The organism is Agrobacterium salinitolerans (genome assembly GCF_002008225.1).
GTDB classification, from domain to species: Bacteria; Pseudomonadota; Alphaproteobacteria; order Rhizobiales; family Rhizobiaceae; genus Agrobacterium; species Agrobacterium salinitolerans.
The window spans coordinates 299,622-319,798 of record NZ_MRDH01000037.1 but is presented as its reverse complement, the minus strand read 5'-3'; the positions used below and the strand labels follow the sequence as shown (position 1 = coordinate 319,798).

Annotated in this window: 20 protein-coding genes; 9 read left to right on the top strand and 11 right to left on the bottom strand. The window is 60.7% G+C overall.

All coding sequences use genetic code 11. The features are described 5' to 3' along the window. Positions 1 to 59: 59 nt before the first annotated feature. The 3 genes from BS627_RS21825 (at position 60) to BS627_RS21815 (ending at position 2,941) form a co-directional block, all read left to right on the top strand. Positions 60 to 821, top strand: a complete 762-nt coding sequence (locus BS627_RS21825; protein WP_077985226.1) for a class I SAM-dependent methyltransferase — start codon at positions 60 to 62, stop codon at positions 819 to 821. Positions 822 to 905: 84 nt separating this feature from the next. Next, positions 906 to 2,012, top strand: a complete 1,107-nt coding sequence (hisC, locus tag BS627_RS21820) for a histidinol-phosphate transaminase (RefSeq protein ID WP_077985225.1) — start codon at positions 906 to 908, stop codon at positions 2,010 to 2,012. Then, entirely contained in the window at positions 2,012 to 2,941 is a 930-nt protein-coding gene (locus tag BS627_RS21815; RefSeq protein WP_077985224.1) for a prephenate/arogenate dehydrogenase family protein, read from the top strand. The genes hisC and BS627_RS21815 overlap by 1 nt, the downstream gene beginning before the upstream one ends. Before the next feature lie 69 nt (positions 2,942 to 3,010). Here the strand turns inward: BS627_RS21815 and BS627_RS21810 are convergent, their stop codons facing one another. Further along, positions 3,011 to 4,012, bottom strand: a complete 1,002-nt coding sequence (locus BS627_RS21810; RefSeq protein WP_077985223.1) for a DUF2125 domain-containing protein — start codon at positions 4,010 to 4,012, stop codon at positions 3,011 to 3,013. A gap of 49 nt (positions 4,013 to 4,061) precedes the next feature. Here BS627_RS21810 and BS627_RS21805 point away from each other — a divergent pair, with 49 nt between their 5' ends. Next, on the top strand, positions 4,062 to 4,613 hold the full coding sequence (locus BS627_RS21805) for a gamma-glutamylcyclotransferase (protein WP_077985337.1): 552 nt from the start codon (positions 4,062 to 4,064) through the stop codon (positions 4,611 to 4,613). Here BS627_RS21805 and BS627_RS21800 read toward each other — a convergent pair. The 4 genes from BS627_RS21800 to ftsE form a co-directional block, all read right to left on the bottom strand. After that, positions 4,586 to 5,383 carry a lysophospholipid acyltransferase family protein gene (locus tag BS627_RS21800; protein WP_077985222.1) on the bottom strand — a complete coding sequence of 266 codons (798 nt, stop codon included), beginning with the start codon at positions 5,381 to 5,383 and terminating at the stop codon, positions 4,586 to 4,588. The two genes, BS627_RS21805 and BS627_RS21800, sit on opposite strands and share 28 nt — an antisense overlap. Before the next feature lie 115 nt (positions 5,384 to 5,498). After that, the gene (locus tag BS627_RS21795) at positions 5,499 to 6,215 is read right to left on the bottom strand and encodes a YdcF family protein (protein ID WP_162520358.1); all 717 of its coding nucleotides are present in this window, start codon (positions 6,213 to 6,215) and stop codon (positions 5,499 to 5,501) included. A gap of 129 nt (positions 6,216 to 6,344) precedes the next feature. Beyond that, positions 6,345 to 7,352, bottom strand: a complete 1,008-nt coding sequence (locus tag BS627_RS21790) for a cell division protein FtsX (RefSeq protein ID WP_077985220.1) — start codon at positions 7,350 to 7,352, stop codon at positions 6,345 to 6,347. After that, positions 7,345 to 8,004 (bottom strand): cell division ATP-binding protein FtsE, encoded by a 660-nt coding sequence (gene ftsE, locus BS627_RS21785; protein ID WP_077985219.1) that lies wholly within the window; start codon positions 8,002 to 8,004, stop codon positions 7,345 to 7,347. The genes BS627_RS21790 and ftsE overlap by 8 nt, the downstream gene beginning before the upstream one ends. 201 nt (positions 8,005 to 8,205) lie before the next feature. Here ftsE and BS627_RS21780 point away from each other — a divergent pair, with 201 nt between their 5' ends. The 3 genes from BS627_RS21780 (at position 8,206) to BS627_RS21770 (ending at position 9,989) form a co-directional block, all read left to right on the top strand. Next, on the top strand, positions 8,206 to 8,877 hold the full coding sequence (locus BS627_RS21780) for a DUF3426 domain-containing protein (protein ID WP_077985218.1): 672 nt from the start codon (positions 8,206 to 8,208) through the stop codon (positions 8,875 to 8,877). 68 nt (positions 8,878 to 8,945) lie between these two features. After that, complete coding sequence (hpt, locus tag BS627_RS21775; protein WP_077985217.1) at positions 8,946 to 9,488, top strand: hypoxanthine phosphoribosyltransferase; 543 nt, start codon at positions 8,946 to 8,948, stop codon at positions 9,486 to 9,488. Between the two features lie 141 nt (positions 9,489 to 9,629). Then, positions 9,630 to 9,989: a response regulator gene (locus BS627_RS21770; RefSeq protein ID WP_077985216.1), complete on the top strand. Its 360-nt coding sequence runs from the start codon at positions 9,630 to 9,632 to the stop codon at positions 9,987 to 9,989. Between the two features lie 270 nt (positions 9,990 to 10,259). Here BS627_RS21770 and BS627_RS21765 read toward each other — a convergent pair whose 3' ends face one another. From BS627_RS21765 to argH, 4 genes are all read right to left on the bottom strand, one after another. Then, positions 10,260 to 12,959 carry a TIGR02302 family protein gene (locus tag BS627_RS21765; RefSeq protein WP_077985215.1) on the bottom strand — a complete coding sequence of 900 codons (2,700 nt, stop codon included), beginning with the start codon at positions 12,957 to 12,959 and terminating at the stop codon, positions 10,260 to 10,262. Positions 12,960 to 13,137: 178 nt separating this feature from the next. Further along, positions 13,138 to 14,406: a diaminopimelate decarboxylase gene (gene lysA / locus BS627_RS21760; RefSeq protein WP_077985214.1), complete on the bottom strand. Its 1,269-nt coding sequence runs from the start codon at positions 14,404 to 14,406 to the stop codon at positions 13,138 to 13,140. A 13-nt stretch (positions 14,407 to 14,419) separates the two neighbouring features. Beyond that, entirely contained in the window at positions 14,420 to 14,623 is a 204-nt protein-coding gene (lptM, locus tag BS627_RS21755; protein WP_003509930.1) for an LPS translocon maturation chaperone LptM, read from the bottom strand. A gap of 94 nt (positions 14,624 to 14,717) precedes the next feature. Beyond that, positions 14,718 to 16,118 carry an argininosuccinate lyase gene (gene argH / locus BS627_RS21750; protein ID WP_077985212.1) on the bottom strand — a complete coding sequence of 467 codons (1,401 nt, stop codon included), beginning with the start codon at positions 16,116 to 16,118 and terminating at the stop codon, positions 14,718 to 14,720. Positions 16,119 to 16,140: 22 nt separating this feature from the next. Between argH and tlpA the strand changes: the two genes are divergently transcribed. After that, positions 16,141 to 16,809 carry a thiol:disulfide interchange protein TlpA gene (gene tlpA / locus BS627_RS21745; RefSeq protein WP_077985211.1) on the top strand — a complete coding sequence of 223 codons (669 nt, stop codon included), beginning with the start codon at positions 16,141 to 16,143 and terminating at the stop codon, positions 16,807 to 16,809. Between the two features lie 136 nt (positions 16,810 to 16,945). Then, positions 16,946 to 18,193: an MgtC/SapB family protein gene (locus tag BS627_RS21740; RefSeq protein ID WP_077985336.1), complete on the top strand. Its 1,248-nt coding sequence runs from the start codon at positions 16,946 to 16,948 to the stop codon at positions 18,191 to 18,193. A 37-nt stretch (positions 18,194 to 18,230) separates the two neighbouring features. Here BS627_RS21740 and BS627_RS21735 read toward each other — a convergent pair whose 3' ends face one another. Then, positions 18,231 to 19,112, bottom strand: coding sequence for a 3-hydroxybutyryl-CoA dehydrogenase (locus tag BS627_RS21735; RefSeq protein WP_077985335.1), 882 nt, complete (start codon positions 19,110 to 19,112; stop codon positions 18,231 to 18,233). A gap of 114 nt (positions 19,113 to 19,226) precedes the next feature. Then, entirely contained in the window at positions 19,227 to 20,156 is a 930-nt protein-coding gene (locus BS627_RS21730) for an electron transfer flavoprotein subunit alpha/FixB family protein (protein ID WP_077985210.1), read from the bottom strand. Positions 20,157 to 20,177: the final 21 nt, after the last annotated feature.

Below are 20,177 nucleotides of genomic sequence, written 5' to 3'. Positions count from 1 at the left end.
CTTTCCTATGTAAGGGCAGACGCCTTGAAGTCCAACCGCCTGATGCTACATTCTCGCCCATGAATACCGATATCGTCGATCTGCGCGAATTCTATCATTCTCCGCTTGGCCGCGCGGCCGAGCAGGCGATCACCATGGCGCTTTCGACGCTGTGGCCGCCTTTGCCGGAAGAGCGGCTGGTCGGCCTTGGTTACGCCGTGCCGTTTCTGGAGCGGTTCCGTCGCGATACGGAGCGCACCTTCGCCTTCATGCCGGCGGGGCAGGGGGCTGTGAACTGGCCGGCGGGCGAGCTGTCTTCCACGGCGCTGGTCTTCGACGAGGAACTGCCGCTGCCTGATTCGTCGATAGACCGGGTCTTGATGGTGCATGCGCTGGAATTTGCCGAAAATCCGCGCGAAAGCCTCAAGGAACTGTGGCGGGTGCTGGCGCCCGGCGGCCGCCTCGTCATCGTGGTGCCGAACCGGCGCGGCGTCTGGGCGCGCATGGAACATACACCTTTCGGTTCCGGAAGACCCTATTCACGTGGACAGCTGACGGCGCTTTTGCGCGAAACCAATTTCACACCGGGCGCCTCCGCCGAGGCGCTGTTCTTTCCGCCCACCACAAGCCGGCCAATACTGAAATTCCGCCGTTATCTGGAACATACGGGCCGCAGGCTGTGGCCGCTGTTTTCCGGTGTCATCGTGGTGGAAGCGCAAAAGCGTCTCTATCAAGGGCTGCCAGTCACCCAGCGCGCCTCGCGCCGGGTTTTCGTGCCCGTGCTGGCCCCACAGGGCGTGCCCACCACCCGCACCGCGGCAAGCCAGAGAAAGCCGCGCTGACCCTCGACAAAGTGCCCATTCCGGTCTAATGCCTCCGGCATTGCTTTTGCCGGGTTCTCCGGCGTTTTTCCAAAGGTCGATCAAATGAGTGCAGAGCTTAGCCAACCTGTTCCGCGTCCGGGTATTCTGGATATCGCCGCTTATGTTCCGGGCAAGGAACATGTGGACGGCGTCGCGAAGGTTTATAAGCTCTCCTCCAATGAAACGCCGCTTGGGCCGAGCCCGAAGGCGATCGAGGCTTTCAGCGCTGCCGCCAGCCATCTGGAAATCTATCCGGACGGTCAGGCGATCGCGTTGCGTCAGGCGATTGCCGACGTGCATGGCCTCAACATTGCAAACATCCTGTGCGGCAATGGTTCGGACGAGCTTCTCGGCCTGCTTTGCCACGTCTATCTGGGTGCCGGCGATGAAGCGATCATCACCGAACATGGTTTCCTCGTCTACAAGATCCAGATCATGGGCGCGGGGGCAACCCCGGTGACGGTGAAGGAAAAGGATTGCGCTGTTGATGTGGATGCGATCCTCGCCGCCGTGACGCCGAAGACCAAGATGGTTTTCGTGGCCAACCCCGGCAATCCCACCGGCACCTATGTTCCCGTCGCGGAAATCCGCCGCCTGCAGGCAGGCCTGCCGAAACATGTCGTGCTGGTGCTGGATGCCGCCTATGCGGAATACGTGCGCAAGAACGATTACGAGGCGGGTCTCGAACTGGTCTCTGGCAACCGCAACGTGGTGATGACCCGCACCTTCTCCAAGGTTTACGGTCTGGCCGCGCTGCGCGTCGGCTGGATGTATGCCCCTGTCGATATTATCGACGCGCTGAACCGCGTGCGCGGGCCGTTCAATATGAGCGCGCCGGCTATCGCGGCGGGCGCTGCGGCCATCCGCGATCAGGCATTCGTTCAAAAGGCGGTGGCGCATAACGCCCTGTGGATGGAAAAGCTGGTGAATGCTTTTGCCGGCCTTGGCCTTACCGTCACGCCTTCGGTCACCAACTTCATCCTCATCCATTTCCCGGATCGGGACGGCAAGCGGGCGGCGGATGCGGACGAGTTCCTGAGCCGCCGCGGTTATATTCTGCGTGCGGTGCGGGGGTATGGTTTCCCGAACGCGCTGAGAATGACCGTCGGTTCTGAAGAGGCCAATCTCGGCGTCATCGCGGCCCTCACCGCGTTCATGGGGCAGGCGTGATGGCTGAGATCATGTTCGAACGCATCGCGCTGATCGGCATCGGCCTGATCGGCTCGTCGATTGCCCGCGATGTCAGGGAATTGGGGCTTGCCCGCCATGTGACCATTTCCACCCGCAGTGAAGAGACGCTGACACGGGCGGAGGAACTGGCGCTTGGTACGGATTACACCGTTTCGGCGGCTGAAGCGGTCAAGGATGCCGATCTCGTCATCGTCTCGGTGCCGGTCGGTGCTTCGGAAAGTGTGGCGCAGCAGATCGCGCCGCATCTGAAGCCGGGCGCCATCGTCACCGATGTCGGCTCCACCAAGGCTTCTGTTATCGCGCAGATGGCACCGCATATTCCTGACAACGTGCATTTCATTCCCGGCCATCCGCTGGCGGGTACGGAAAAATCCGGCCCGGATGCCGGTTTTGCCGGTCTCTTCCGCGAGCGCTGGTGCATCTTCACGCCGCTGCCGGGCACGGATGCCGCGGCGCTGGAAAGGCTGAAGGATTTCTGGCGAGCGCTCGGGTCGCGCGTGGATGAAATGGATGCCGAACACCACGACAAGGTTCTGGCGATTGTGTCGCATCTGCCGCACATCATCGCTTACAATATCGTCGGCACGGCGGACGATCTGGAGACGGTGACCGAATCGGAAGTCATCAAATATTCCGCCTCCGGTTTCCGCGATTTCACCCGTCTTGCCGCCTCCGATCCCACCATGTGGCGGGATGTCTGCCTGCATAACAAGGATGCGATCCTTGAGATGCTGGCGCGGTTTTCCGAAGACCTCGCTTCGCTGCAAAGGGCGATCCGCTGGGGAGAAGGCGACAAGCTGTTCGAACTGTTTTCCCGCACCCGCGCTATCCGACGCTCGATCGTCCAGGCCGGTCAGGATGTTGACGCGCCGGACTTTGGGCGTCACGCGCTGGATCAGAAGAAGTAGGGCGCATTTAGTCTCCCTCTGTCATCCTCGGGTCAAGCCCGAGGATGACAGAGGGTATAAATCAACTGCTCAAATCGGCGGGATTTTCCCAAGCGGAATAAAGCCGCTGACCGTGGCGCGGCCACGATCTACCACGAGATCGACGGATGCCCGGTCACCGCCGCCGGCGAGCGCGCCGAGCAGTTTGCGGGCAGTATCGATGGTTGATTGCAGCTGCGGAAACGCCTGTTTGGCATTGTCGGACCACGACCCCAGCTTTTCGATTTCCAGCTTGAACTTTCCGGAGAGATAACCCTCATTGTCAAATGAGAAGGGGCCGCTGATGCGCATGGTGCGGCCCTCGCCAATATCGGCCACCAGCCGGCGAAGCTCGCCGCTCGCGCCATAAAGGCCGGATTTGTCGCTGCCATCCACCATGCCTGCCTTGCCCGCCAGCGTCACGTCCAAGATGGCGTCGAGGCGCGGAAGAACCTGCGGCCAATCCTTGATGACGGTTGCCGAATCGGTGAGCGTGATCGCGCCATCGAGATCGGCGCCGTTCTGGCGCAGATGCATTTCCGTTTTGACCGCGTCGAAGTCGATGGTCTGCCCGGTGACGGAAGAAATCGCCTGCGCCTTCAGCCCGTCGATGACGAGCGAGCTGCGGTCGATGCCCTTCAGCTTGGTGACGATGCTGGACTGCATGTTCTGCCAGGCGGCTGAGATCGTCAGGCCATGGGCGGAACGGATTTCCGCCGGCGAATCGAGTTCCCAGACGATGTGGCCGGGATTATAGACCTGCGCCGCCGAGCGAAGTTCGCCGAAGGAAGCGGAAACGCCGTTCTCCTTGTCATCCACCGTCACCCTGGAGCAGAAGAGGCCGATGCGGAAGGGATAACCCTTGAAGGCGATATCGCCGCATTCACCGCTGACGTTGCGGGCCTGCGAGGGGGCGATGACGTTCAGAACCGTCTGTTTCAGCCTATCGGCGGCATAAAACCACCCGGCGGTATAAAGTCCGATGACCACGAGGATGGCGATGGCGAGCCAGAGGAATTTTTTGGCGGTGCCGGATTGGCTTGACGCTGCCATATTGATCTCCGATGAACAGACTTCAGACAATTTCGATTTGGCTTGCGATATGGACGATTTTTGGGTCTTTGGCTACGGTTCGTTGATGTGGAACCCCGGCTTCGCCTTTGAAGAGCGGCAGCAGGCGCGGCTTTACGGGTATCGGCGCTCACTCTGCATCAGTTCCAATTTTTATAGGGGCACCGAAGAAAAGCCCGGTCTCGTTCTCGGTCTGGAGCGCGGCGGTTCCTGCCTTGGCGTCGCTTTCCGCGTGCGTGGAGAGGACCGGGAGCCGGTCATGGTCTATTTGCGCGAGCGCGAACTGGTGACGAATGTCTATAAGGAGCGGCTGGTTTCCATCGCGCTTTCCGATGGCAGGCGCAGCAGCGCCGTAACCTATGTGGCCGATCCCGCGCATAAGCAATATATCGGCGGTCTCGGCGTTGCCGAGTCGGCGACCATCGTTGCAGCCGCATCGGGCCGCTCCGGGCCGAATACGGATTATGTCTTCAACACCGTGCAGCATCTGCAGGAGATGGGCATTCGCGATTCCCTGCTGGAGAGCATCGCCAAAAATGTCGGCGCGCTCGTTGCTCAGCCGGCGGCGGTTTCCTTGCCCTGAAGTTCGGCGATCCGCTTCACGGCGGTCGGCGGCAGCGGCAAATGCGGGTTGTTGCGCACGGTTTCCAGCAGCAGCTCGTCGCTCGCCTTTTCCGTCACATCGATCAGGCGCTTGAAGAACACGTCGGGGTCCAGCCCCGGCTCGATGGCCGGCAGGATACGCACCTTGAAATGGCCGGGATAACGCATGGTGGACCGGCGCGGCCAGAACAGGCCGGGATGCATGGCGACGGGAATGACCGGCACCTGAAGGTCCCGGTAAAGCCTTGCGATGCCATAACGATATTCAGGCTCCGCACCCGGCGGGCGGCGTGTGCCTTCGGGATAGATGATGAGTTCGCGGCCGGCGGCCATTTCCTCTTTCGCCCGCTCCATCACCTTCAGCATCACTTTGCCGCGGGCGGCGCGGTTTACCGGGATCATGCGCTGTTTCATGGCGTACCAGCCGAACAGCGGAATCCACAAAAGCTCGCGTTTCAGAATATAGACCGGATCGGGAAGATTGGGCAGCAGCGCGTAGGTATCCCAGAAGGACTGGTGCTTGGGCGCGAAGATGCAGCCGGTTTCGGGAATGTTTTCCAGCCCTTCGATCTCGAAGGTGGTGCCGACGATGGTTTTCATCAGCCAGTGGTTGGATCGCGCCCAATTCTTGGGAATTTCGTAGGCGATCTTGCGCGGCAGGATGAAATAGATCGGCGTCAGCACGATCATGCGGACAATCAGGTTGAGATAAAACAGCGTATTGAAAAGAAAAGAGCGCAGCTTGAGCATCAACAGCCTTCCCGGAGCGCAGCCGTTCCGAAGCCGTGCATATGCCTCGATACCGGATGCCGATGCCAGACGCCTACACGAAAACAAGGGGCCGCAGCAAGCACGTTCTCGCCGGTCAGGACGAAGCGCTTGTCGTCTTTATCCGGGAATAATCGGCGGCGGCCTTGCGCAGACCGTCGCCCTTGCCGAAACCGGTGAGGTCGCGTCCCGCCGCCGCCACGAACTTCAGATATTCGTAAAGCATGGTTCTCACCACATCCGGCTCCACGAACCAGTTGGTGCGGACAAGATCTGCGCTGATGACGGGATAGGCGATGAATTGCGTCTGCGGGCTGGCGCTGCGCAATTCATGCAGGCTGCGATGCATGTGGTAATTATTCGTGACGACGACGATGGAGGAATAATTGTGGTCGCGTATCCAGCTTGCGGCCTCACTGGCGTTGCCGATCGTATCGATCGCCTTGTAGCCCATGTCCACGCAGCAGGAAAACATGTCGGATGACCCTTGCGTCATCTTGCGGATTTGCGAGCGAGTGGTGGCCGGGTTGACGCCGGAAATCAGAAGCCGCTTGCCCACGCCGTCTCTGAGCAGGCCAACGGCCTGTTCGATGCGCTGATAACCGCCCGTAAGAACGATGATGGCATCGCCTCTCGCCCCCTCCGGCGGACGCATGGAGGCGACGGAATCGGCAAACCACAGGAAACCGCCGGAAAATGCGCCGAGCGCAATGACGCAAAGCAGGATGAGGACGCGAATAAAACGGCGCAAAGGACCGCGCCGCGACAACAGGCCTTTTCTGGCCGGCCGCGCCGTCGTCTGATCCTGGTCCATCCGACTCACAAACATTCCTCCTGAATACTCGCCGATTAAGGCAAGGAACAGGCATTTTTGTCCACCGTCTGCAGGTTACATCCGGCTTGTGACGGTTTCAGTTTTCCCGCGGAGTTATCGGGGATAACCTCACGATGCAAGCCCATCGCTCTTCGAAGGATCGGAGCGGACGCGGTCGATATCGTCGATGGTGCGGATGACGGTTATGCGAGCCGTGAGGGTGGTCAAAAGCGCAATGACGATCATCGTCATGGCGATGCCGAGATACCCGCCGAGACCCACCGAAAACGAGCCGAAAAGCGCGCTTGCCTGATCGCTCTGCGGCGTGGCGACAGTGCTCGATTGCCAGAAACCGGCGACAAGGAATACGCCGGCGGCCAGTGCGCTGCCCGCCGCCGCCCCCTTGAGGCTGATCTTCAGGAAGTGCTTCTGGAATTCACGCGCCACAAAGCTGCTTTCGGCGCCGACAAAATGCAGAACCTCGACGATATGCCGGTTGCCGGAAAGCGCGCCGCGCGTCGCAAACACCACCGTCAGCACCATGGCGGTGAACACGAGGATAAGAACACCGACGCCGATCATGACAGTGGTTCTGGCCATGGAGACCAGCCTGTCGACCCAGGTGCGGTGGTCGTCCAGAAATGCCTGCGGAATTTCGGCCTTCAGCATATCCCGCATCGCCTGGAAATCGGGTGGATTGTTTTCGTCGATGGTGATGACGACGAGACGCGGCACCGGCAGTTCCGAAAGATCGAGACCGCTGCCGAGCCACGGCTCCAAAAGGCGCGACGTTGCCGCATCGTCGAGGATGGTGCCATCCCGCGTGCCCACGAAGGTAAGCGCCAGATTGCGCGCCTTGTTTAGCGCCGCATTCATGTCCAGCCCGTCCTCGGGCTTGATCTGGATGGTGATCTCGCGGGAAATCTGGCTCTGCCAGGTGGCGGCGGTTGCGCGCACCATGGAGACGGCACCAAGGGTGAGGCAGGCGAGAAAGGCCATGATGGCGATCACCACCATCAGCGCATTGCCCTGAATGTTGGAAGGCGGCAGGATCGGCGCCATCGGGCGGATGCGCATGGGCGGGCGCTTGGGCTGCGCCGCTTCCGGCTTCAACGGCTTGCGGTTGATCTCATTCATAGATATCGAGCCGCCCTTCAGTGAGGATCATCCGGCGCGCATCGATCTGGTCCATCAGGCCAAAATCATGGGTGGCGATGACAACGGCCGTGCCCAGCCGGTTGAGTTCCAGGAAAAGGTTGAGAAGGCGCTTGGCCATCGGTGGATCGACGTTGCCGGTCGGCTCGTCGGCCAGCAATATTTCCGGCTGGTCCATGAGTGCGCGGGCGATGGCGGCACGCTGCTTTTCCCCGCCGGAAAGAATGGCCGGCAGCACGTTGATGCGCTCGCCAAGGCCGACCCATTTCAGAAGCTCTATCACGTCGTTGCGATAGGCGCTTTCTTCCTTACCGCGCACGCGCAGCGGCAGGGCGACGTTTTCATAGGTCGTCAGATGGTCGAGCAGCCGAAAATCCTGAAACACTATACCGACGCGACGGCGCAGCATCGGCAACTCGCTACGTGGAATGCGCGAAACGTCACGGTTGAACATGCGGATATGCCCGCGCGTAGGCTGCAGCGACATCAAAAGCAGGCGGAGCAGCGTGGTCTTGCCGGCACCCGAAGGGCCGGTCAGAAACTGGAACGAACCCTTGGGGATATCGAAGGTCATGTCCCTCAGGATCTCGGGTCCCATGCCGTAACGCAACCCGACATTTTCGAAATGGATCAACGGACTTCCAGTCTCTTCGTTTCGTGGTGGTTCGCAAGCCGCTGGCTCGTGGGGTTCGGATGTCGGGGTTTAACCCGGATCCGGCAGCCTGTGCGAGCCGCTTTTGCGAAGCATTAACCAATTAAATTTAAAACTTGGCAGGATTCGTTGCAATGCCCAGTTTTGCGGGCCGGAAAACCTCACCCAAGGAATTCTATGGCTATGTTCCGTTCATCTCGCCGGCAAGCGGCATTCGATTTCGACCTCCTGATGCCGGAAACGCCGGTACGCCGCACGGCGCGGGCGGCAAATCCCGACCGCGATGTGGTAGACGCGGAATTTGTCACCATCAAGGAAAACCGTTCGCGGCAACCCGGAAACGACAATCGAGGCGCAGCGCGCCGGCAGGTGAAAAAAACGCCCGTTACCCTCGCCATTCTTTGCCTCGCTTTCATCGGCTGGGTGGATCGCAGATTGTCTCGCCTGTCGGCGGATGCCTATTCGGCACTGGTGGCCGGCCTCGCCATTTTTGTCTTCGTATGTTCGGGCGGCCTCTCGGTCGTGGTACCGGAAAAGACGGCTGTCGCGGCCTCGGTCAATCCTCTCGCCATTTCCCATGTCACCGTAACCCCGCAGGAAGCGGGTGGCATGGATATCCTGCTCATCAACGGCATCGTGGAAAACAATGGCGGCAATCTGGAAGAGGTGCCTGCCCTGCGCGCCGATCTCTTCGCCGCCAAGGGGCAGCTGGTAGCCAGCATGGTCATCGAGCCGCCGGTCAAGGAAATGCAGCCCGGTTTCAGCCACGGTTTTTCGGCAAAGTTGCGCCATCCCGGTGGAAAAACGCCTGAGATCAAGCTTTCCTTCGTCGAGGCGGGTGCGTCTGAACGCTGACTGTGCTAACGCGTGTCTTCTATTTTTACTGAAAGGTAAAATCGGCAAGGCGCAGCACAGGAGTAAGAATGCCCGTCGTCCGTGGAAAAAACATCGAGCCGCTTTATAGCGCCGAGCAGATCGCCGAGCGCAATCGCGACATGGCCAAGCACATCGCCAGCGGCCCGACCAAGGATTTACTGGTCATTGCCGTGCTCAAGGGATCATTCATTTTCGCGGCCGATCTTATCCGCGCACTGCATGACAGCGGCCTCGCTCCTGAGGTCGAGTTCATCACGCTGTCGAGCTATGGCGCCGGCACGGTGTCGCAAGGGGTCAGGATCGTCAAGGATATCGACAGCGACGTGAAGGACCGTGATGTGCTCCTGATCGACGATATTCTCGAATCCGGCCGCACGCTGCGTTTCGCCAAGGAACTGCTTTACGAGCGCGGTGCGCGCAATGTCACCATCGCGGTGCTTCTCGACAAGAAAGTGAAACGCAAGGAAGATCTGGAGGCCGATTATGTCGGTTTCGAATGTCCTGATTATTTCGTCGTGGGTTACGGCATGGACGTGGCTTATGCCTTCCGCGAATTGCCCTTCGTCGGCGTCGTGACCGGCGACGCCTGAGTACTTCGTCGTGCCGGAACGGCACAGCACGGAGACGCCTCATTAACCATTCACCCAGCCAAGGGCTGGGTGTTTACCTCTTGAAAAGAGGAGCCTGCGATGTTGCTCACGGCTGGAAATGATGCCCAGGAGCAATGAATAATGGCGAAGATTCTGATTACCGAAGACGAGGATGCACTGCGGGCTTTCGTCGCTCGCGCGCTGCGTCTCGACGGTCACGAGACCTATGAGGCGGCGGATGGCGAGCAGGGGCTGGAGAAGCTCCAGGAAACCAGTTTCGATCTTCTTCTTTCGGATATCCGCATGCCGGTCATGGATGGCATCGAGCTGGCGCACCGCGCCGCCGAAAGCTTCCCGGCCATGCGCATTTTGCTGATGACGGGTTATGCCGAGCAGCGTGAACGGGCTGATGATCTGGCGACGAAGATTGTGGATGTGGTTTCCAAACCCTTCGCGCTTCCGGATATTCGCAAGGCCGTGGCGCGGGCGCTTGCGGCGTGAGTGATAAGATCATACAGATTTGAGGAAGGCGGCCCCATGGGTCGCCTTTTTTGTTGCGGAGTTGTCAACTCTCTCCTCGTCATGCTCGGGCCTGTCCCGAGCATCTGCTACGTATCGGTTTCGTGGGAGGTTGACAGATCCTCGGCACAAGGCCGAGGATGACGTCAAAGTGTTTCGCGACCCGCCTAGTAGCTTTCGCCGCGGCCTGCTTTTCCGGAAAGTCACGAAATTAAAGTGGCGGGCTGGATCGCCGTGAATGGCTTCTGATCCTCACCGTATATCCAGCAACCGCTCCAGATACCGCCGCTCGATTTCACCGGGCGGGTTGTTGCCGAGTTTTTCGCGGATCGCCTCGAGGATTTCGCGGGCGCGCTGCACGTCGATTTCGTCCGGCACCTTCACCTGGTCGCCGAAATCCGGGCCGGTGGTGCTGCGCGGGCGGCCGAGCGGGTCGCGGCCGTTCTGACCGCCCTGGCCTGCCATGCCCTCCTGACCTTGCCCCGGCTGCTGGCCCTGCTGGCGCATGGCCTGCATGATCTGGCCCATCATGTCCTGTGCGCCCTGGCGCAGCGCATTCAGCGCATTGCCCTGACCTTCGACAGCTTGTTCGCCCTGGCCCTTGCCCAGCGCCTCGCCGGCGCCTTGCATTTCCTGCTGCGCCTTGCCGAAGTTCTCGCCCGGTTCCATACCGAGATCGCGCAGCCCCTGCTGCAATTCGCCGAGCTGCTTGCCGAGCGCATCCTGCTGCGCCCGCAGGTTTTTCAGCGCCTCGCGTAGCTGTTCAGCGGTCATCTGGTCGCTCGGCTGTTGTCCGCCCTGCTGACCATTTTGACCCTGTTCGCCTTGCTGACCCTGCTGCGGCTGCTGGCCGTTTTCGCCCATCTGCTGGTCGTTTTCGCCTTCGCCGCCCTGTTGCGGGTCGCCGCGCTGCATGCGGTCGCGCAGCGCCTGATCCAGCTTGAAGGTCTCGTCCATCAATTTCTGCTGCTGCTGCAGGATTTCGCCCAGCTTGTCGATCTGCTGGCGCATCTTGCTGCTCTGCTGCTGCCCCTGCTGGCCCTGACGCTGCGGGCGGCCCGCCTGCAGATTGTTCATCATGCGCTGCAGCTGCGAGAGCATTTCCTGCGCCGCGTCGCGGTTGCCGGAACGGGCGAGGTTCTCGATCTGGTTCATCATGTTTTCCAGATCGCGCTGGCGCAGCACATTCTGCGCTTGGCTGTTCATGTTGGCCTGCGGCGCATTCTGCATGCGCTGGGCAAGCTCGCTCATGAACTGCTGCATCGCCTCGCGCAGTTCCTGCATCAACCTGGCGATTTCCTCGTCGGAAGCATTGCGCTGAAGCGCTTCGGAAAGCGCATTCTGCGCATCGCGCAGGCGTCTTTCGGCTTGCGAAAGATCGCCGTCCTCGATACCGAGCGCGATTTCCCAGAGATAATCGGCCGTGTCCTTCAGCATCTCCTCATTATAGGCGAGCCGCATGCGGGTCTGGGCCGATTGCAGCAGGAGATAATGGGTGGTGTTGGGAATGGTCTCTTCCGGGCGCAGGCCCACCGCCTCGTTATAGGCGATAGCTTTCGGCATCTGGCGCGTATCGAGCGAGAATATCTGCCGCTGCTCGGCAATGGAAGCGGCCAGCGGTTCGGAGAAATTGCGGCCCGGCAGCACCATTTCATGCGCGGGGCTACGACCCGTCTGGCCGGCACCGTCCGTCGCCACCAGTGTGATGCGCACGCGCTTTCCCGCCATCGGATGTTCGGTCAGGTTGCGGCTGGTCAGGCCCTTGATCTCGCGATTGTTCTGCCGCGGCAGATCGAGCTTGAATTCCGGCGGCGGGTAAAGCGCGCTTGCACCTTCCGCAACGCCCACAGGTTCGATGATGGCGTGGGCTTCCTTCAGCCCATAATCGTCCTTGGCGGTAAAGCCCACTTCCAGCGCGCCGTTAACGGCCCGGCGCGGCATGTTGTCGAAGGCGATGCTGGGCGGCTGGTCGGCGATGACGTTGAACACCCATTGTTCGCCATTGGCGGTGATCATGCCGCTTTCGGTAACATCCATGGTGAAGGTGCGCGGCGCGACGGGCTGATCCGCCGAACGAACCGGCGTCTGAACGGCGATATCGCCGCTTGCGCTGTCGACACGCGCCGTTTCCGGCGCAAGCTTTTGCAGCGCGCCTGCCATTTCAGGCTCGAAAGTCACTTCCTCGCCGCCATCGCCGCCGGTCATGCGGATCGTCAGCTTGGAGGATTGCGGCACGGAAACCGCGTCACGGTTGGTTGCGTCACGTCCTGTCAGGAAAATCGGCGCGCGACCGGTATAGGATGGCGGCGTGACCCACGCGTCGAGACGAATATCGGGATTGAGCGGACCGACGGCCGGTCGGCTACGGAAGGCATCCGCAATCGTGCCCGCGCCGTTGGAATAGGAAAAACCGAAGGCGGCGGCCAGAAGAAGGGCGGGAATGGCGCGCAGCGCCAGACGGTCATAACGGGCGATATCGGGTTTCGGCAGGCCGGCATTCAGAGCGGCAATGCGCTCCGCCATGCGGATCTGGTGTTCTTTCCACAGCGTTCGGGAAAAGGGCGTATCGAAGGCGGGCTCGTCCTCCTGCACGCCAACCGGCTGGTGCGCGAGACCGTTGCGGTCTTCAAGCAGGCGCGAGGCTTCATGATCCGTCGGCCATTTCAGCCGAAGGATCGGTAAAAGCGTGGCGATGAAACTGAAAACCAGCACGAAAACGACGCCGAGCCGCAGGAAATCCGGCATATGCCGGTAGAGGCCGAACCAGGCAAGGGCTAGAAACACGGCGGCGATGGAAAGTGGCCACAGCGTTTTCGGCGCAATTTTCTCCGAGAGCAGCACGATTTTTGCGAAGAAGCGCTTGGCGACGACCCGGCGGGCAAGGTCCGGCCGCTGCGCAAACGCACCAGTCGCGCGCTTTCCGCCAGTCTTGTCCTCTCCGGCTGTGGTCATCAATCCGTTCTCCCGGTTCTGGCCACGTCGAACGCCATTCCCGGAACGGCGAGCTGTTTGTATCACGGGGGCAAGGATAACATTCTTTGTGGCGAAGACGAGGGCGCCCAAGCCCTCGCCCCCATTTTTTAGGCAGCTTCGCTTGATTGTGATCGGCAAACCGGTGATACGGGCGAGCTCAATCGAGCCAGGCGGGTACGGAATCGAGCGCGATCAACTCTTCATAGGTGCCGCGCGGACGGATCACGTGGAATTTGTCGTCCTTCACCAGCACTTCCGGCACCAGCAGGCGGGAATTATAGGTGCCGGCCTGCACCGCGCCATAAGCGCCGGCGGAGCTGACGGCAATCAGATCACCCGGCTGCGGTGCCGCCATCTCGCGGTCGAGCGCCAGATAATCGCCGGTCTCGCAGACCGGGCCGACAATATCGGCCTTGATGCGCGGTGTGTTTTCGGCCGGCTGCACCACCGGGCGGATGCCGTGATATGCCTCGTAGAGCGTCGGGCGGATAAGGTCGTTCATGGCGCCGTCAACGATCACGAAGGTCTTTTCGCCGCCGTCCTTCACATAGATCACTTCCGTCACCAGAATGCCGGCATTGCCGACGATCAGGCGGCCCGGCTCGGTCACGATCTTGCAGTTGAGGCTCTTCAGCTCATTCTTGACGATATGCGCATAGGCATCCGGCAGTGGCGGCGGGTTGTTGTCATCGCGATAGGGAATGCCGAGACCGCCGCCAATATCGACATGGCTGATCGTGTGGCCATCGCCGCGCAGCGCCTCGACGAGTTCGCGCAGCAGCCGGAAGGCGTCCTCGAAAGGCTGCAATTCGGTGATCTGGCTGCCGATATGCATGTCGATGCCGGTCACTTCGATGCCGGGCAGGGTGGCGGCATGGGCATAAACCGCGCGGGCGCGTTCATAGGAAATGCCGAACTTGTTTTCCTTCTTGCCGGTGGAAATCTTGGCGTGGGTGCGGGCATCCACATCCGGATTGATACGGAAGGAGACATGCGCCCGTTTGCCGGCCTTGACGGCGCGCAGGTTGAGGACTTCCAGTTCCGGCTCGGATTCGATGTTGAAGCAATAGATGCCGGCTTCCAGCGCATAATCCATTTCCGCCACCGTCTTGCCGACGCCGGAGAACATGATGCGGCTTGCCGGCACGCCGGCTGCAAGTGCGCGGCGCAATTCGCCGCCGGAGACGACGTCGATGCCGGCGCCGAGCTTTGCAAGCGTTTTCAGCACCGCCTGATTGGAATTGGCCTTCATGGCGTAACAAACCATGGCGTCCACATCCGCGAAAGCGCCTGCGAACACCTTGTAGTGGCGTTCCAGCGTTGCCGTGGAATAGACGTAGAAGGGCGTGCCGACCGCCTTGGCGATCTCGGACACGGGCACGTTTTCGGCGTGCAGCACGCCGTCGATATAGCCAAAATGGTTCACGGCTTTTTACCCGTCAGAGAAGCTTGTCGAGAATGAACGGACGCTCAGCCGTCGCCGGCTTCGGTTCGCTTCCATCGGCGGCGCGTTTGTTGCGCATTTCGACCGGCGTGCTCGGCGGATCGATATCGCCCTTACGCCCGCAGGCGGAAAGAGCAAGGCTGACGGCGAGCGTCATGCCGATGGGAACGATGAGTTTGCGCGCGGTTTTTGAAAGCATGGGCCTGTCCAAAGGAAATATGTGCCTCTCTGATAACGAAAAACAGGGCGCTTGTGCACCCTGTTTCTTGTGATCGCATTGTAACGCGAATTTATCAGTTGCGTTCACGCCACCAGGCGATCTGCTTGCGCACCTCCGAAGGGGCCGTGCCGCCGAAACTCGTGCGGCTGGCGACCGATGCTTCTACGGACAGAACGTCGAAAACACCCTTGGTGATGCCGGGGTGGATGGCCTGCAATTCTTCCAGCGAAAGATCGGCGAGATCGCAGCCCTTTTTCTCCGCCAGTGCCACGGCATTGCCGGTCACATGGTGGGCATCGCGGAAGGGCAGGCCCGCTTCGCGCACCAGCCAGTCGGCAAGATCGGTGGCGGTGGAATAACCCGAACCGGCGGCGGCACGCATACGATCCTTGCGCACTTCAAGGTCGCGGATCATGCCGGTCATGGCGGCAATCGCCAGTTCCAGGCTTTCGGCGGCATCGAAAACCTGTTCCTTGTCTTCCTGCATGTCCTTGGAATAGGCGAGCGGCAGGCCCTTCATCACTGTCAGAAGGGCGATCAGCGAGCCGTTGATGCGGCCGGTCTTGGCGCGCACCAGTTCGGCGGCGTCGGGGTTTTTCTTCTGCGGCATGATCGACGAGCCGGTGGAAAAGGCGTCCGACAGGCGGATGAAGCCGAATTGCGGCGTCGACCAGATGACGATCTCTTCGGCGAGACGCGACAGGTGCGTGGCACAGATAGAAGCGATGGACAGGAATTCCAGCGCGAAATCGCGATCGGAGACGGTGTCGATTGAGTTGCGGGTCGGTTCGCGGAAACCAAGAGCCCTTGCCGTCATGTGGCGGTCGATGGGATAGCCGGTGCCGGCAAGGGCGGCTGCGCCGATCGGGCTTTCGTCCAGATGCTCGATGGCGTGGCGCACGCGGGCGCGGTCACGGCCGAACATTTCCACATAGGCCATGCAATGATGGCCGAAGGTCACCGGCTGCGCCGTCTGCAGATGTGTGAAGCCCGGCATCACGGTATCGGCATTTTCTTCGGCGCGGTCGAGGAAGGCGGCGATGAGGGCGGTCAGCATCCCTTCCGTCTTCTGCAGTTCTTCCTTGACCCACAGGCGGAAATCGAGCGCCACCTGGTCGTTGCGCGAGCGGGCGGTGTGCAGGCGACCAGCCGCTGTGCCGATGAGGGTCGCAAGGCGCGCTTCGATATTCATGTGAATATCTTCGAGTTTGCGCGAAAATTCGAAGGTGCCGGCTTCGATCTCTGACAGGATCGTGTTCAGACCCTCGATGATCTTGTCTTTATCTTCAGGCGAAATAATGCCTTTAGATGCCAGCATGGTGGCATGCGCCATAGAGCCGCGGATATCCTGGGCGTAAAGCTTCTTGTCGAAGCCGATGGAGGCATTTATCTCTTCCATGATGGCAGATGGCCCGGAAGCGAAACGCCCGCCCCACATCTGGTTGGAGGATTTCTGATCTGTGCCGTCAGCCATGTTAAGTGCCCTGGAGTATTCGATGACAGAAAAAACGCCGTTCAGGCTTCCTTCCGCCAAATTGGTTGCAATTGCTGCCGTGGCCGGTGTGCTCGCCGGTGCTGGCGCGGTCTGGTTCAGGCATATTGGGTCTGAGAGCCCGGTTCAAGGGGCAGCGGTGGCAGACGGCGGTTTATGTGAGGGTGCGGCAAACCGCATCGCCTCGCTGAAACCGTTTCTGAAAGGGCAGGTCGCGGCCATGTCGGCGGCGGACAGGCCGCGCATCATTCCGCTGTCCTTCAAGGGGCCGCAGTCACAAGACATGACGCTTGCCGATCTCAAGGGCAAGGCGGTTCTTCTCAATCTCTGGGCCACGTGGTGTGTGCCCTGCCGCGAAGAGATGCCGGCGCTGAACGCGCTGGAGAAGGAAAAGGGCGGCGAGAATTTCGAGGTCGTTGCCGTCAACATCGATACTGGCGCGGATGAAAAACCGAAAGCTTTTATGGATGAATACAAGATCGATGCTCTGAAGCACTACCGCGACAGCTCCATGGGCGTCTTCAACGTTCTGAAAAAGGAAGGTCTTGCTTTCGGCCTGCCGGCAACCCTGCTGCTGGATGAAAACGGTTGTCTGCTCGCGGCCATGAACGGCCCGGCGGCGTGGGACAGTGAAGACGCCGAGGCGCTGGTGACCGCGGCTACTGGAAAATGATGCGGTGGCCGGAATAATGGGCACTATGAGCCGCAACCGCCGTCAACGCCCGGCTTTCCAGCGGACGGGCCGGTGCAGACAAGCCCGTACCCGCCTCGTATAATGATACTGGCTTCCGCCATGAATGGGTGCCGATATGGAGTTGCTAATTCCCCGGCTTGGTCTTGCTCTCGCCATCGGCCTGCTCGTCGGCCTTGAGCGCGGCTGGCGGGAGCGCGATGCGCCGGCGGGCAGCCGTACCGCCGGGATCCGGACCTATGGCATTACCGGTCTGCTGGGTGGCGTCTTCGGCGTGTTGGCCGCAGAGCAGAATAGCGTTTTCGCTTTTGCGGCGGGTTTTCTGGGGTTCGCATTCAGTTTTTCATGGTTCAAGCTGCGCGAAGCGCGTCATGACAATGATTTCAGTGTCACCGGCGTGGTTGCGGCTCTCTGCGTCTTTGCCCTCGGCGGGCTTGCGGTAACGGCGCAATATCAGGCGGCGGCGGCTGGTGCTGCTGCCCTTGCGGCATTGCTTGCCGGCAGGGAAGTTCTCCACCGCCTGCTGAAACGGCTGACTTGGGTCGAGCTCCGCTCCGCGCTGGTGCTTGCCGTGATGACCGCCGTTGGCCTGTCGATCCTTCCGAACCGGGCGATCGATCCGTGGGGCGGCTTCAACCCGTGGGAAATATGGCTGTTCACCGTGCTCAGCGCCGCGATCTCCTATTGCGGCTATATTGCCGTGCGCCTCCTCGGCTCAACTCGCGGGCTGCTGGTGACCGGGCTGGCGGGCGCCCTTGTTTCATCGACCGCTGTAACCGCCAGCTTTGGGCAGAAGGCGAAAAGCGGTGAAAACGCGTGGCCTCTGGCCGGTGTGGCGGTGCTGGCCGCGGCTGTATCGTTGCTCCGGATTCTCGTTATCGTTCTCGCCCTCTCGCTGACAACGTTTTCGCTTATCGCACCGGCGACGCTGACTGCGGCACTGGTTCTCGGATTGAGCGGCGCCGGCCTGATAAGGCTGCAGGACACGCAGACCGGGCAAGAACTCAATGCAAAAAACCCGTTCGACTTGGCGCCCCTTGCCATCTTCGCCGCGCTTTTTGCCGCAACGCGAACGCTGAATGCCGTTCTTCTTGTCTGGATCGGCGCCGGCGGCTTCATCGCGCTCACGGCTCTGTCCGCCATATTCGATGCCGATGTCGCGGTTCTCAGTGCGTTGCGAACCAGCGCGCAGAGCATTTCGCCGGACATTTTGGCCAGCGCAATCCTCGCCGCTCTCGCCGCCAACGCGGCAGGACGCGTATTCGTCGCCGCCGTTTCCGGAACGCTCGTTTATTGCGGATTGCTTACGGCCGCATCCATCTTTGCCGCGGGTGTCGGAGCGGTCACCTATTTGCTGATTGCCTGAGGGTTCAGCCGAAGGCAGAGACGATATTGGTCCGGGCTCAGCGCGTCGGAACCGGCGTCTCACCCCGATAATCGTAGAAGCCGCGGCCGGATTTGCGGCCGAGCCAGCCAGCCTCGACATATTTGACGAGCAGCGGGCAGGGGCGGTATTTGCTGTCGGAGAGACCGTCATGCAGCACCTGCATGATCGACAAACAGGTATCGAGACCGATGAAATCGGCAAGCTGCAGCGGACCCATCGGGTGGTTTGCGCCGAGACGCATGGCGGTATCGATGGCTTCCACGGAGCCGACGCCCTCGTAAAGCGTATAGATCGCCTCGTTGATCATCGGCAGCAGGATGCGATTGACGATGAAGGCCGGGAAATCCTCGGCGACGGTGATCGCCTTTTCGAGCGTCCGCACATAATCCTTGGCCGCGTCGAAGGTCTTTTCATTGGTGGCGATGCCGCGCACCAGTTCCACCAGCTTCATGACGGGGACCGGGTTCATGAAGTGGATGCCCATGAACTGTTCGGGACGGTCGGTGGCCGATGCAAGCCTAGTGATGGAAAGTGACGAGGTGTTGGTGGCGAGAAGCGCTTCCGGCTTCAGAACCGGGCAGACCTGCGTGTAGATCTTGCGCTTGATCTCTTCGTTTTCCGTAGCAGCCTCGATGACAAGATCCATCGGCGCCAGATCATTGACGTCGGTCGATCCGCTGATGAGCGTCAGCGCCTGCTTGCGGGCCTCGTCGGAAAGCTTGCCGTTGGTGACCTGGCGGGCGAGATTGCCGTTGATCGTGGCAAGGCCGGCCTCAATGCCTTCCTTCGAAAGATCGTAGATGTGGACCCTGTATCCGGCAATGGCGGAAACATGCGCTATGCCACACCCCATCTGACCGGCTCCGATGACACCGATATTCTTAAAGGGGGCGGTCATATGCTGTTCTCCCATGTGCTGCATATAGTAATTCGCTGGCGATGTTACGCATATCGCCGAAAAAGAGAAGGCGGCGCGTTCAAAAAACGCGCCGCCTTCATCATGTATTTAAAATCAAAGGGCTTTTTGCAGTTCCGGCAGCGCCTCGAACAAGTCTGCGACGAGACCGTAATCGGCAACTTGGAAAATCGGCGCTTCTTCATCCTTGTTGATGGCGACGATGACCTTCGAATCCTTCATGCCGGCCAGATGCTGGATGGCACCGGAAATACCGGCCGCGATGTAAAGCTGCGGCGCGACCACCTTGCCTGTCTGCCCCACCTGCCAGTCGTTCGGCGCGTAACCGGCATCGACGGCAGCGCGCGACGCGCCAACGGCGGCGCCCAGCTTGTCAGCGACGGGAAGGATGACTTCCTTGAATTTTTCCGAAGAGCCAAGCGCACGGCCGCCGGAGATGATGATCTTCGCGGAGGTCAGTTCCGGACGATCTGACGAGGCCAGCGCGTCGGAAACGAAGCTGGAGACACCGGGGTTTTCAGCGGCTGCAATGGTTTCGACTGCCGCCGAACCACCTTCTGCCGCTGCCGCAAAGGCGGTCGGACGCACGGTGATGACCTTCTTCGCGTCGGTCGCCTGCACTGTCTGGATGGCGTTGCCGGCATAGATCGGTCGCTTGAAGGTATCAGGGCTGACGACCTCGATGATTTCCGAGACCTGCGCCACGTCGAGAAGGGCCGCAACGCGGGGCGCTACGTTCTTGGCGGATGCCGTCGCTGGGGCGATGATGACATCATAAGAGGGGCTGAGCGAAACGATCAGTGCCGCCAGCGGCTCGGCGAGCGCATTGGCATAGGAGGCGTCGTCGGCGAGCAGCACCTTGGAAACGCCCGTCAGCTTCGCGGCCGCGTCGGCCGCCGCTTTCGCGCCAGAGCCAGCGACCAGCACGTGGACGTCGCCGCCGATCTGCGTTGCCGCCGTCAGCGTCTTTGCCGTCAGGTCGGAAAGGGTTGCGTTGTCGTGTTCTGCCAGAAGAAGAATGGCCATAAGAATATCTCCCTTTTCCGA

Bases quoted from the DNA above. Each gene is read 5' to 3' on its own strand.
- BS627_RS21825 (WP_077985226.1), top strand. From the start codon at position 60: ATGAATACCGATATCGTCGATCTGCGCGAATTCTATCATTCTCCGCTT.
- hisC (WP_077985225.1), top strand. From the start codon at position 906: ATGAGTGCAGAGCTTAGCCAACCTGTTCCGCGTCCGGGTATTCTGGAT.
- BS627_RS21815 (WP_077985224.1), top strand. From the start codon at position 2,012: ATGGCTGAGATCATGTTCGAACGCATCGCGCTGATCGGCATCGGCCTG.
- BS627_RS21810 (WP_077985223.1), bottom strand. From the start codon at position 4,012: ATGGCAGCGTCAAGCCAATCCGGCACCGCCAAAAAATTCCTCTGGCTC.
- BS627_RS21805 (WP_077985337.1), top strand. From the start codon at position 4,062: ATGGACGATTTTTGGGTCTTTGGCTACGGTTCGTTGATGTGGAACCCC.
- BS627_RS21800 (WP_077985222.1), bottom strand. From the start codon at position 5,383: ATGCTCAAGCTGCGCTCTTTTCTTTTCAATACGCTGTTTTATCTCAAC.
- BS627_RS21795 (WP_162520358.1), bottom strand. From the start codon at position 6,215: ATGGACCAGGATCAGACGACGGCGCGGCCGGCCAGAAAAGGCCTGTTG.
- BS627_RS21790 (WP_077985220.1), bottom strand. From the start codon at position 7,352: ATGAATGAGATCAACCGCAAGCCGTTGAAGCCGGAAGCGGCGCAGCCC.
- BS627_RS21780 (WP_077985218.1), top strand. From the start codon at position 8,206: ATGTTCCGTTCATCTCGCCGGCAAGCGGCATTCGATTTCGACCTCCTG.
- hpt (WP_077985217.1), top strand. From the start codon at position 8,946: ATGCCCGTCGTCCGTGGAAAAAACATCGAGCCGCTTTATAGCGCCGAG.
- BS627_RS21770 (WP_077985216.1), top strand. From the start codon at position 9,630: ATGGCGAAGATTCTGATTACCGAAGACGAGGATGCACTGCGGGCTTTC.
- BS627_RS21765 (WP_077985215.1), bottom strand. From the start codon at position 12,959: ATGACCACAGCCGGAGAGGACAAGACTGGCGGAAAGCGCGCGACTGGT.
- lptM (WP_003509930.1), bottom strand. From the start codon at position 14,623: ATGCTTTCAAAAACCGCGCGCAAACTCATCGTTCCCATCGGCATGACG.
- argH (WP_077985212.1), bottom strand. From the start codon at position 16,118: ATGGCTGACGGCACAGATCAGAAATCCTCCAACCAGATGTGGGGCGGG.
- tlpA (WP_077985211.1), top strand. From the start codon at position 16,141: ATGACAGAAAAAACGCCGTTCAGGCTTCCTTCCGCCAAATTGGTTGCA.
- BS627_RS21740 (WP_077985336.1), top strand. From the start codon at position 16,946: ATGGAGTTGCTAATTCCCCGGCTTGGTCTTGCTCTCGCCATCGGCCTG.
- BS627_RS21735 (WP_077985335.1), bottom strand. From the start codon at position 19,112: ATGACCGCCCCCTTTAAGAATATCGGTGTCATCGGAGCCGGTCAGATG.
- BS627_RS21730 (WP_077985210.1), bottom strand. From the start codon at position 20,156: ATGGCCATTCTTCTTCTGGCAGAACACGACAACGCAACCCTTTCCGAC.